Origin of the sequence: Wenzhouxiangella sediminis (assembly GCF_003410055.1) — a bacterium.
GTDB lineage: Bacteria > Pseudomonadota > Gammaproteobacteria > Xanthomonadales > Wenzhouxiangellaceae > Wenzhouxiangella > Wenzhouxiangella sediminis.
The window spans coordinates 1-12636 of sequence record NZ_QUZK01000037.1 but is presented as its reverse complement, the minus strand read 5'-3'; the positions used below and the strand labels follow the sequence as shown (position 1 = coordinate 12636).

The 12636-nt window shown below is 65.3% G+C and carries 8 protein-coding genes; 3 read left to right on the top strand and 5 right to left on the bottom strand.

Features of this window, described 5'->3' with window-relative positions; translation table 11 throughout:
* Positions 1-64 precede the first annotated feature (64 nt).
* The 3 genes from DZC52_RS08665 to DZC52_RS08655 all read left to right on the top strand — a co-directional run bounded on the left by DZC52_RS08665 (position 65) and on the right by DZC52_RS08655 (position 4917).
* Positions 65-2113, top strand: a complete 2049-nt coding sequence (locus DZC52_RS08665) for a thioredoxin domain-containing protein (RefSeq protein ID WP_116650743.1) — start codon at positions 65-67, stop codon at positions 2111-2113.
* 37 nt (positions 2114-2150) lie between these two features.
* On the top strand, positions 2151-3980 hold the full coding sequence (locus tag DZC52_RS08660) for an SLC13 family permease (RefSeq protein ID WP_116650742.1): 1830 nt from the start codon (positions 2151-2153) through the stop codon (positions 3978-3980).
* Between the two features lie 94 nt (positions 3981-4074).
* Complete coding sequence (locus tag DZC52_RS08655; RefSeq protein ID WP_181918856.1) at positions 4075-4917, top strand: cobalamin-binding protein; 843 nt, start codon at positions 4075-4077, stop codon at positions 4915-4917.
* Here DZC52_RS08655 and DZC52_RS08650 read toward each other — a convergent pair.
* From DZC52_RS08650 to DZC52_RS08630, 5 genes are all read right to left on the bottom strand, one after another.
* A complete protein-coding gene (locus DZC52_RS08650) occupies positions 4886-6670 on the bottom strand; it encodes an SLC13 family permease (protein WP_116650740.1) in 1785 nt (594 codons plus the stop codon). The genes DZC52_RS08655 and DZC52_RS08650 overlap by 32 nt on opposite strands.
* Positions 6671-6713: 43 nt before the next feature.
* Complete coding sequence (locus tag DZC52_RS08645; protein ID WP_116650739.1) at positions 6714-7385, bottom strand: Dph6-related ATP pyrophosphatase; 672 nt, start codon at positions 7383-7385, stop codon at positions 6714-6716.
* Between the two features lie 71 nt (positions 7386-7456).
* The gene (locus DZC52_RS08640) at positions 7457-9922 is read right to left on the bottom strand and encodes an efflux RND transporter permease subunit (RefSeq protein WP_116650738.1); all 2466 of its coding nucleotides are present in this window, start codon (positions 9920-9922) and stop codon (positions 7457-7459) included.
* Complete coding sequence (locus DZC52_RS08635) at positions 9915-10979, bottom strand: WD40/YVTN/BNR-like repeat-containing protein (protein WP_116650737.1); 1065 nt, start codon at positions 10977-10979, stop codon at positions 9915-9917. Before DZC52_RS08635 ends, DZC52_RS08640 begins: the two co-directional genes overlap by 8 nt.
* Before the next feature lie 70 nt (positions 10980-11049).
* On the bottom strand, positions 11050-12636 hold a 1587-nt coding region (locus tag DZC52_RS08630), incomplete at its 5' end, for a DUF1329 domain-containing protein (RefSeq protein WP_220338316.1).

Genomic DNA, 12636 nt, shown 5'->3' with positions numbered 1-12636 from the left:
CGAACCCCGAACCCTCCTTTCCTGAAACCTGAAACCTGAACACTGAAACCCTTACCATGCCCCCATGACCAACGAAGCGACCGAAAACCGCCTGGGCGAAGCCCTGAGCCCCTACTTGCTCCAGCACGCCGACAACCCGGTGGCCTGGCAGCCCTGGGATCGCGAAGCGCTGGCCATGGCGCGCACGCTCGACCGGCCGATCCTGCTGTCGATCGGCTACAGCGCCTGCCACTGGTGCCACGTGATGGCGCACGAAAGCTTCGAGAACGACGAGATCGCCGAGCGCATGAACGCGTTCTTCGTCAACATCAAGGTCGACCGCGAGGAACGCCCGGACCTCGACCGGATCTACCAACTCGCCCACCAGTTGCTGACCGGCCGCGGCGGCGGCTGGCCGCTGACCGTCTTCCTCGACCCGGCCAGCCACGCGCCGTTCTTCGCCGGCACCTATTTCCCGCCCGAGCCGCGCCACGGCATGATCGCCTTCGGCGACCTGCTCGAGCGCATCCACCAGGTCTGGTCGACGCGACGCGAGGAGTTGCGCCAGCAGCACCTGCAGGTCCAGGAGGCACTGCAGGCGGTGGCCACGCCCCGCCCGGGAGGCGAGGCGGACCTGGAATCGGCCCTCGAGTCGCTGACGGCCGAGGCCGGCGCGCGCTTCGACCGCGACAACGGCGGCTTCGGCGGCGGACCCAAGTTCCCGCAGGCGCCGCTGCTGGCCGCGCTGGCTGAAATCGAGGGCGAGCACCCCGCCCAGATGCTCGGCGACACGCTCACCGCCATGGCGCGGCACGGCCTGCACGACCAGCTCGGCGGCGGTTTCTTCCGCTACTGCGTCGACGCGGTGTGGGAAATCCCGCATTTCGAGAAGATGCTGTCGGACAACGCCCTGCTGCTGGGGCTCTATGCCCGCGCCGCCCGGCGCTGGCAACGGAGGGACTTCCAGGCCGTGTGCGAGCGCCTGGTCGAATGGCTCGAGCGCGAGATGAGTCTGGAAAGCGGCGGCTTCGCGGCCAGCCTGGACGCCGACAACAAAGACGGTGAAGGCGCCTGGTACGTGTGGACGCGCAAGGAGGTGGCCGAGCGCCTGACCTCCGACGAGCAGGAACTGTTCAGCGCCCGCTTCGGCCTGGACGGCCCGCCGAATTTCGAGAGCGAATACTGGCACCTGGTGATCGCCCGCTCGCGGGGCGAGCTGGTCCGGGAAGACCTGAGCGAAGCCGAAATCGACCGCCGCCTCGAGTCGGCCCGCAAACGGCTGCTGGAGGCACGTCAGGAACGGCCCGCCCCGGGCCGCGACGACAAGATGCTGGCCAACTGGAACGGTCTGATGATCGAGAACCTGGCCGTCGCCGGCCGGCTGCTCGGCCGCGAAGACTGGCTGGAAGGCGCCGCAAAGGCGCTCGACAGCGTGGCGGTAAACCTGTTCGGTCAGGAACCGCCGCGCGCGGTGTGGCGCGGCGGACGCAGCGCGCAGACGGCGTTGCTCGACGAGCACGCGAGCGTGCTGGCGGCCTGCCTGGAATTACTGGCCTGGCGATTCGAGGTCCGCTGGCTGAACCTGGCCCGGCGCATCGGCCGACGCATCGTGGGTCAGTTCGCCGACGAGACCAGCGGCGCGCTGTATCTCACGCCCCGCGACTACGAGAGCCTGCTGACCCGCCCGCTGGCGCACGCCGACGATGCCACGCCGGCAGGGGCCGGCCTGGCCGTCGTCGGTCTCGCGCGGCTGGGCCACCTGTGCGGCGACCCGGCGCTGGTCGATGCGGCCCACAAGGCGGTCGATGCCGCCCGCGGCGATATCGAACGCTCGGCCATGGCCCACGCCACGCTGGTGCGCGCCTGGAACAGTCTCGAGCATCCCCGGCCACAGGTGCTGCTCGCAGGTCCCGACGATCCCGTGGCCGAATGGCACCGGAAGCTGGCCGCCACAGACCGATTCGACGTCTACCGGCTGGGCGGCGACCTGCCGCCCGATGACCTGCCCGAAAGCCTCCGGCCGCTCGCCGGCAAGCGGGAGGCCGTTGCCATGGCCTGTCTCGGGCAGCGCTGCCTGCCGCCGGTGGAATCGCTCAAGGCGCTCGAAAGCCAGCTGGCCTCTGCCGGCGGCTGACGCCGTGGCGGGCGTTTGTGCGTAAAATCGGCAAGCTATGAGCCTCGCACTCCCCAACTACCATGCACTCGGCGTGCTCCTGCTGGTTCTGCTGGCCCTGGTGCTGTTCTCGCGCGACCGGATTCCGCTCGAGACCAGCTCGCTGGTCGTGCTGGCCATACTCACCATCGGCTTCCAGGTCTTTCCCTACGTCGGGCCGGACGGGCGCGAGCTCAGCCCCACCGATTTCTATGCCGGATTCGGCCACCAGGCCCTGATCGCCGTGTGCTCGCTGATGATCCTCGGCCACGGGCTGATCCGGTCGGGCGCACTCGAACCGGTCGGGCGCGGCCTGGCGATTTCCTGGCGCAAGGCGCCGGCCCTGTCGATGCTGGCCACGCTGCTGGTCTGCGCCGTATTGAGCGCATTCATCAACAACACGCCGATCGTCGTGATGTTGCTACCGATCCTGATCGGCGTAGCCATGCGAACGGGACAGTCTCCTTCCGGCATGCTGCTGCCCGTGGGCCTGATCAGCATCGTCGGCGGCATGTCGACGACCATCGGCACCTCGACCAACCTGCTGGTGGTCAGCGTGGCGGCCGACATGGGCGTGGCGCCCTTTCGAATGTTCGATTTCATCGTGCCTGCGGCGATCGCGGGCACCGTGTCCGTTCTCTACCTGTGGCTGATCGCACCTCGCTTGATCCCGGAACGACAGGCGCCGATGCAGTCAACGGTCAAGCGCTTGTACACCGCCCAGATCCGCCTGGGAAAATCCAGCGAGGTCGTCGGCAAGACCCTGGCGGAAGCCATCGATCGCTCCGGCGGCAACATGAAGGTGGAAAAGATCCAGCGCGGCCCCGGCGTCTTCGTCACGCCGCTGCCCGACGTGGCGCTCAAGGCCGGCGATCGCATCACCACTACCGCCACGCGAGACAACTTGCGCGAGTATGCCCATCTGCTCGGCGGCCGGCTGTTCTCCGGCGATGTCGAAGTCGATGACGCCCATCCGCTCGGCCCCGGCGACCAGAAAATTGCCGAAGTCGCGGTCACGCCCCAGTCCCGCCTGGTGGGCTCGCGGATCAGCGAGGCCCGGCTGCTGTCGCGCTACGGGCTCAGGCTGCTGGCCCTGCACCGCTACAACCGCGAGGACCAGACGCGCTCGACCGGCCTGGACAACACGGTGCTTCGCTCCGGCGACGTGTTGCTCGTGCAGTCGCCCAGTTCACGCCTGAACCAGCTCAAGGAAGGCGGCGACCTGCTGGTGCTCGACGGCTCGGTCAACCTGCCCAAGACCTCCAAGGCGCCGATCGCGCTGGGCATCATGGTGCTGGTGGTGGCGATCGCCGCGTTCGGCATCCTGCCGATCGCCATCAGCGCGGTGGCCGGCGTGCTGGCCATGCTGCTCACCCGCTGCCTCAACTGGAAGGAAGCGATGAACGCCCTGTCGATCCAGGTGGTGATGATCATCGTCGCCTCCCTGGCCATGGGTGCAGCCCTGATGCGCACCGGCGGCGCCGACTGGATCGCGCAGATCTTTCTGTCGCTGAGCTTCGGCATTCCCTCCTGGGCCATCCTGGGCCTGCTGATGCTGTCCATGGCGGCGCTGACCAACGTGGTGTCCAACAACGCCGCGGCGGTGATCGGAACACCCATTGCGATCAGCCTTGCCCAGCAGCTGATGCTGCCGGCCGAGCCCTTCGTGCTGGCCGTCCTGTTCGGCTCGAACCTGAGCTTCGCCACGCCCATGGCCTACCAGACGAATCTGCTGGTCATGAACGCCGGCGGCTACAAGTTCAACGACTTCGTGCGGGTCGGGTTGCCCTTGATGCTGGTGTTGTGGGTTGTGCTGACGCTGACGCTGGCCTATGCGTATCAGATCTAGTGTTTTGAGGTTTCGGGTTTCAGGTTTCATCGGGAAGGTCCCGGATCAGGTCCGGGATGGCGCTTCACGCCAGTTTCAGGGGTGGGCATTAGCGATGTGTGCGCTGCTTCTGGCCATGCTGCCCTTGGCCCGGGCGGGTGAGCCTGCGGGAGAGAAGCTGCGCGTCGTGAGTCTGGCGCCGCATTTGACGGAGTTGGCTTACTCGGCGGGCGCGGGGGACAGGCTGGTGGGTGTCGTGGCCTACAGCGACTGGCCCGAGGCGGCGAACGCCCTGCCCCGGATCGGCGATGCCTTTCGCTTCGACCTGGAGACGATTCTCGGGCTCGATGCGGACCTGGCCCTGGCCTGGACGGGCGGGACACCCGAGGCGGTGGCCGCCCGGCTGGAATCCCTGGGAATCGAGGTCTTGTGGGTCGAGACCCGGAGCCTATCCGACATCGGCGACGCCCTGGAACGGATCGGCCGGCGGCTCGGTACGGAAGAGCGCGCGCAGGAGGCCGCCGAAAGTTATCGCCGCGAACTCCGCGCGTTGCGCGAGCGCCATCGCGAAGATGGCGAAGTCTCCATCTTCTACCAGGTCTCGGCCCGCCCGCTCTTCACCCTGGGCCGGCCGCACGTGATCACCGAGGTTTTCGAGGCCTGCGGGACGCGCAACGCCTTCGAGGATCTCGACGTCGAAGCCGCCGCCATCGACCGTGAGGCGGTCATCTCGCGAGCCCCCGATCTGATCATTGCCGGCATCAACGATCCGGACACCGACCCGCTTTCGACCTGGCGCGACACCCGGATGGTCCGAGAGGGGCGTACCCGTCTCGAGTCCGTCGACCCCGAACGCCTGGTACGACCCACCCCGCGCATCGTCGATGGCATTCGCTTCGTATGCCGCCTGGTCGAGGAAACGGCGGTCAGGGAACCAGCGGCCAGAACAGGGGAATGACCAGCACCGCGGTCGCCCACATCAGCAAGTTCATCGGCACGCCGATGCGCACGAAGTCCATGAAACGGTAGCCGCAGGCCTGATAGACGAGCGTGTTGGTCTGATAACCGATGGGTGTGGCGAAGCTGGCGCTGCCGGCGAACATGACCGCGACGACGAAAGGACGCGGGTCGTAGCCGAGTGAACTGGCCAGTCCATAGGCGATCGGCGTGATCAGGATGACCGCTGCATTGTTGCTCATGGTCTCGGTCATGAGCGAGGTGACCAGGTAGATCAGTGCGAGCATCCCCAGTGGCCCCAGGGGGCCGGCAAGGTCGGCAACCTGGTTCGCAATCAAGGCGGCCGCGCCGCTGGACTGCATGGCGCCGCCGATCGCGAGCATGCCGAAAATCAGTACCAGGAGCGACCACTCCACCGAGCGATAGGCTTCGCGCGAACTCAGGCACCCCGAGGCGACAACGGCCACCGATGCGATGATGGCCAGCGCGACGATGGGCATGACGTTCAGGGCCGCCAGCAGCATGACCAACAGCATGGCCAGGACCGCGATCCATGCTTTGCCTCGCTTGTAGCCCTTGACCCTGGGCAAGGTCAGGCCGGCGAATTCGCGAGCGCGGTAGGCGCGTTCGATCCCCCTGGCCAGGCCGCCGAGCAGCAGGGTGTCGCCGGCGTGAAGCCGCATCTTTCCGAAGTGCGTCGTCCTGATCTTGCGCGGTCTGTGCACGGCGATGACGTCCACGCCGAGGCGCTCCCTCAGGTCCAGTTCGTCGATCGGTTGATTGATCAGGGAGGAGTCCGCCCCGAGAACCACTTCGGCCATCTCGAGGCTGTCTTCGTCTGCCGTCGGAGATAGAGCCTCGCGGTCGCGAGCGGACAACTCCTCCAGTCGGGACAGCGTGACGAGCTCGTCGAGGGTACTCTCCACGATGATCCGGTCGCCCGGCCTCAGGATGAGTTTCTCCGGCGCTTCGCGGAGCGCGAAGTCGTCCCGATTGACGCCGAGCACCACGTTACCGTGCGTCCTGACCAGCCGCGTACTTGCAAGCGTCCGCCCGTCGTAGTCGGACTCGGGGGTGACGACCAGTTCCGAGACGAAGCGGCGCTCGCGGAGCGCCTCGCGCAGTCGCCCCTTGTCGTCCCCGATCTCGGGCAGCAACCACTTTCCCGCCAGCAGCAGGAAGCTCATCCCCACGCCCGCCATGACCAGGCCGGCTCCGGTGATCTCGAAGATGCCGAAACCCGCCATGCCCAGCTCCTGGCCCACGCCGTCCACCAGGAGGTTCGTGGACGTTCCGATCAGCGTACAGGTGCCGCCGAGAATCGAGGCGTAGGACAACGGAATGAGCAGCTTGCTCGCCGCGAGGTCGTTGCTCCTGGAGACTGCCAGGAGAATCGGAATCATGATGACTACCACCGGCGTGTTGTTGATGAAGGCGCTCAGCCCCATCACGCTGACCATCGTGACCAGCATGGTACGAAGCCAGCTGGTTCCGCTCAGTCGCGCGACCATGCGACCCATGCTGTCGATGATCCCAGTTCGCTCCAGAGCCGCGGACAGGATGAACATGGCGCCAACGGTAATCGGCGCGGGGTTGGAAAACGCATCGAGAAATTCGGTGGGCTGCATCACGCCGGCGATCAGCAAGGCGGCCACGCCCAGCATGGCAGTCACGTCCGGCGCGAATCGTTCGCGCACAAAGCTGACGAACACCAGCAGGAGAACGACGAGAACGACGACGGCTTCGAACGACATCCGACACCTCTCAGGCGCAACGGAAAGCCGATTGGACTCCAGACTAGTGGCGCAAGTCAATCATCCGATAGCGATCGTGAACGAGCACCGTGTCGCCCCTGGCAAGCGGGATTTCGGCCTTGAATCCGGGTGCATTGCAGACAAAGCTGTGGAACTCGCCGTTCTCTCCGCAGGGGTCCGCGCCCCCGGGCAGGGCATCGAGAAATCGCGCGTCCAACGTCGCCCCCAGGAAGGGCTCCGGCAGGACGTGGGTATCGATGCACGTGACGACGACGCGCCATGGCTCGCGAACGAGTCGCCGGGCGAGTTCGTCGGTGGGTGTGCCCCAGATGGGAAACACGACTCGCCAGCCCATGCACTGGAAGCTTGCCTCGCGCCATTGCCGGATATCTTCCAGAAACAGGTCACCGCTGGCGATCGTTTCGACACCGCGGCTTCTGAAAGGGCGCAGCGCCCTGGCCAGTCGATTCTCGTATTCCCGGTTGTCGCAGGCTTCGGGCAGGCCGACAACGGTCAGGGGCAGGCCAAGTGCTTCGGCCTGGGCTTGCAGCAAGACCTTCGGCGTACCGTGCATCGCCACGCGCCCATTGGTCTCGTTGACGGTGGTGACCAGGGCCTCGATCCGCCAGGCGGGATCACGGCGCAGTGTCTCGACCAGGTACATGCTGTCCTTGCCGCCGGAGGACAGGACGACGATGGGAATGGACTTGCTCATTGGCTGCGCCGGTCCGTGGTCCGTGGTCGGTAGTAACAGACTGACTACCGACCACAGACCACCGACTACCCTCAGCCCGCCTTGCGGCCCTCGCGCCAGCCGAGCAGCACGCGGGCCAGGGCCGGCAGCAGCAGCATCGCCCCGATCATGTTGAAGATGAACATGAAGGCCAGCAACAGGCCCATGTCGGCCTGGAACTGCAGGTCCGAGAACAGCCAGGTGCCCACGCCGACCGCCAGGGTCACGGCGGTGTAGAACACGGCCCGGCCGGTCAGGCGCAGCGTGCGGTAGTACGCGTCGTCCAGCCCCACACCGGCATCCAGGAAGCCCTTCATACGGCTGAAGATGTAGATGCCGTAGTCGACACCGATGCCCACGCCCAGGGCGACGACGGGCAGCGTGTTCACCTTCAGGCCGATGCCCATGAAGGCCATCAGCGAGTACGCCAGGTAGCTGACCAGCACCAGCGGCAGCACGATACACAGCGTGCCGAGCACGGTGCGGAAGGTAATCAGGCAGAGCACGACGATGGCGCTGTAGACGTAGAGCAGCATCGGCGTTTGCGCCGCGGCCACTTCCTGGTTCGTCGCCGCCATGACACCCACGTTGCCGGTTGCGAGCCTGAACACCAGCGGGGGATGATCGCCCTCCTCGGGCCAGTTGCCGTGAGCCGCTTCGCCGCCGGGCTGGTAGCCGAGTTCCTCGATCTGGATCTCTGCTTGCAGCTCGTGGGCACGCGCGACCACGCGGTCGATCGTTTCGGCCTTGTGATCCTCGGTGAAGATCATCACCGGCATGGCGCTGCAGTCTCGGTTGAGCAGACCGCTGTCGGTCGGGATGTTCTGCGTGGTCAGCGCCAGGGCGTAGCGGTCGCGCGGCAGGATCTGCCAGCGCAGGTTGCCTTCATTCCATCCGGCATTCACCTGCTTGGCGATCATCGGCAGCGTGATCACGCGCTGGACGCCCTCGACGTTGCGCATGTGCCAGGCGAAGCGGTCGATCGCTTCCATGATCTGGTGCGATTCGATGCAGGCGCTGGCTTCGGTCTGGGCGATGACGCTGATCACGTCGGTGCCCAGCGAGAAACGCTCCTGGATGGCACGCGCGTCGCGGTTGTAGCGGGCGTCTTCGCGAAGCTCGGGAACGCCGGCCTCGGAATCGCCGATCTGCATTTCCTGGGACTTGACCCAGGCACCGGCGAAAAGCGCGATACCGACGATCACGGCAACCACGGCCACGCCCCGATTCGTGAACTTGGCCATGAAGTCCCAGATGATGCTGGGCTTCTGGCTGTGCTCATACTGCTTCTGGCGCTTCTTCTCCTCGTTGCGCAACTTGACGTAGGACAGCAGCACGGGCAGCAGGACCAGGTTGGTCAGGATGATCACGGCCACGCCGATGCTGGCCGTGATCGCCAGCTCCTGGATGATCTGGATATTGATCAGCAGGATGGTCAGGAAACCGATGGTGTCGCTCAGCAGCGCGATGGCCCCCGGCGCCAGCAGTCGGGCGAACACGGCCTTGGAAGCCTCCAGGCTCGAAACGGGCTCGATCTGTTCGAGCGGAATGCCTTCCTGCACCAGGCCGATGGGCGAATACCCCCCGAACAGCTTCTCGGCGTTCCAGCCGCTGATCATCTGCACACCGTGACTGACCCCGATGGCAAATATCAGGAAGGGCGTGAGGATGTTCATCGGGTCGATGCCGAAGCCCAGCAGGCTCAGCAGGCCGAGCTGCCAGACGACCGCGGTGACCGAGCAGACCAACGGCAGTACGGTCAACCAGACCGAATGCGAGTAGAGCAGCAGAATGACGGCCGTAATCAGGAACGCGACACCGAAGTACATGACCACGCCGCGGGCCCCGTCGGCCACATCGCCGACGATCTTGGCGAAACCGATGATGCGTACTACGTGTTCTTCGTTCTCGAACCTCGACCGGATCTCCTCGAGTTCCGCGGCGACTTGCTGGTAATCGAGTTTCTCGCCGGTCTCGGGGTTTTCCTCCATCAGGTTGACCCAGACCATGGCGCCCGAGAAGTCTTCGGCGACCAGGCGCCCGACCTCACCGGACTTGATGATGTTCGAGCGCACGGTCTCGAGCATTTCCGGCGTGGGCGAGAAATCGGCCGGAATGACGTTGCCGCCGGCGAAACCGTCCTCGACGACCTCGACGAAGCGCACGTTCGGCGTAAAGATCGAGCGGCCCGTCGAGCGATCGACGCCGGGCACATAGAGCACGTCCTCGCTGAGCTCCTCGAATGCGCGGAAGAACTCCGGCGTGAACATGTCGCCGTCGCGATCGATCAGAGCGACCATGACGCGGTTGGCGCCACCGAAGTTCTCCTCGTAGTCGAGGAAGGTCTGCATGTACTCGTGCTCGAGCGGCAACTGCTTCTTGAAGCCCGCGTCAACACGAAGTTGCAGGCTGTAGTAGACCATTGCAGCCGTGCCGAGCACGAACAGGAGGAGAATCAGGGGTCTGACGCTGAAGACGGCATCCGCGATTCGGCGGGTCATTGTCTTGGAATCACTCATATTTCAGTCCATCCTCTCCGGCCAGGATCATCTGGCCATCCTCGGCAAAAGCAACGGACGCGTAGTCGCTGCCCAACCTGTCCTGGGAAACCTCGAACGCACCCGAGTGCGGGTTGTAGGTCAGTACCGTGGCGCCGGCTCCCACCAGGATCGGGAAGCCGTCCGGATTCACTGCACCACCGTGCAGGGTCGCGTTGACGCCCGTATCGAGCTCTTCCCAGGTATCGCCGAAGTCGTTGGTCATCTGGACGTGCCCGCGAAGGCCATAGGCCATCACGCCGCCGGTGGCCGGCAAGAGGCCGAACATCGAGCCCGGATAGGGAAAGCGGAAGCTTTCCCAGCTCTGGCCGCCGTCTTCGCTGCGGAAGCCGTAGCCGCCCTCGGCTGCGATCATCACCCGCCGGTCGTCCAGGGCGAGGATGGCATTGAGATGGCATTCCATGAACTCGTAGCAACCTCGGTCGAAGTCCTGCGAGGCATCGTAGAACTGATCGCCGGGATCTTCGCCCTGGTCCATCTCTTCTTCAGGCTCGGGCTGTTCCCACTCGATGGCCTCGGAGGTCATCACCTCGCTCATGTGTGTGGCCGTCCACGACCGACCAGCGTCGTCGGTCTGCATGATCAGTCCATAGGCACCCACGGCCAGGCCGCGATTGGCGTCGAAGAAATGCACGTCGAGCAGCGGCTGCTCGGAAATGGGTCCGTCCCAGAGCGGCTTGAAGTGCTGGAGCGTCCAGGTCCGTCCCAGATCCGTGCTGTGGATGATGGTCGTGTCGTGACCGACTGCCCACAACCTGCCGCCCACGAATTCGACGCGCGTGAGGGTGGCCCGGACCGGAACCTCCTCGGCCTGCTCCCACTCCTTGCCGTCGCTCGACAAAAGAACATGACCGCGAGCGCCCACTGCGACATAGCGCTCTCCTGCGCGCGTGACGTCGAGGATCAGGGACTCGTCGGCAAGGGGTACGCGTTCGGCAGGTCTGGGTTCGATCTCCTGCGCTTGGAGCAGAACCGGCAGAAGGAGCAGGGCCAGCGCAAACTGCTTGAATAGACTCATGGACGAAACTCCGAGACGAAAGGGCCGGCCAAGAGGCCGGCCCTGCTGGATTGCCATTACTGGACGCGAATCAGCGTCGACCCCGAACGCGCAGCGCCTGCGGCGTGTAGTTGCTCGGGTCGAGCTTCACGTTGAAGCTGGGAACCGGGTCCTGGTTATCCAGGCCGGTCGCGACGTAGCGACCTGACTGCAGGTCCATGTGCGACAGGATGGACGACCAGTAGGTCGGAAGCTCGTAGTAATTGATGGTATGCGCTTCCGACACGCGCCACAGGTTGCCTTGCTGATCGTAGTGATCGGTCAGGGCGATCTGGTAGCTGTCCTCGTCCAGGTAGAACGTACGGCGCGGATGAATGTGGCGCGTGCCCTCCTTGAGGGTGGCATCCACGATCCAGACGCGGTGCAGTTCATAGCGCATGTGTTCGGGATTCAGGTGCCCTGGGCGAACCAGGTCGTCGGGCGTGATGTCTCCGCTGTGGGCGCCGTAGGAGTTGTACGGGATGTACATCTCCTTCTTGCCGACGATTTCCCAGTTGTAGCGGTCCATGGCACCGTTGAACATGTCGGTCATGTCGTTGGTGCGAAGACCGTCAGACGCCGTGCCCGGGTTGTCGTAGGCCACGTTCGGCGCGCGACGCACGCGGCGCTGACCGGGGTTGTAGATCCAGGCCTGGCGCGGCTGGCGAATCTGGTTGAGGGTTTCGTGGACCAGCAGGATGTTGCCCGCCAGTCGTGCCGGCGACTCCACTTCCTGGAAGAAGTAGAGCAGGATATTGCCGGTGTCCTCGATGGTCATGCCTTCCTGGTAATACAGGCCCAGCAGTTCCTCGCGCAGCTTGATGAGCTGGAAGGCGCCGGAGGTCGTCGGCACGACCTGATTGTTGTAGCGCGCCCCACCGATGCCCTTGAACTTGAGCTTGTGGTTCCAGATGAGGTGATAGGCGTTCTGCGGCAGCGCGAACGGGAAGCCCTCGTAGACATCCTCGACGCCTTCACCGTCGGCCACCAGTCGGCCCGTCGCGGCGTTGTCGATGGTTGCCTCGTAGATCCGCTCCGGGAAGGAAGCGCTTCGACGGGTCGGGTACACCTTCATGAAGTAGGTGTCCGGGTAGCGCTCGAACAAGGCGATCTGGCCGGCCGACAGGCGATCGGCGTATTCCTGGTAGTTCTCGCCGGTAATCGTGAACAGCGGCTCATCGTCGGCAAAGGGATCCGGATGCCGGTCACCCACCTGGTAGCCTTCCGGCCAGTCTTCCCGGGTCAGCCCGCCGTCCCAGGCCGGGATCGTGCCTTCGGCGTTGCCGGCCCGGATCGAGCCCATGGGCGTGAGGTCATTGCCCAGGCGAGCAATGTTCTCCTCGGTGCGCGGGATGATGAAGTCCATTTCGGCCTGAGCGATGATCGGGTCCTCCGCGGCCTCGACCACCTCACCAGGTGCTTCCGACGCCATCTCTTCGCTGGCTTCATCGGCAAGCTCGGGCTCGGCTTCGGCAGCGGCCTCCGATTCGGCCTCCTGCTGCATGCCTCCCTGCTCGGACGCCATCTGCCCGGCTTCGGCAGCAGCCTGAGCTCCGGCGGCCTCGGCTTCGGCCTGGCGGCGTGCTTCTTCCTCGGCCGCCATGCGTTCGGCTTCGGCAGCAGCCTCGGCTTCGGCCTG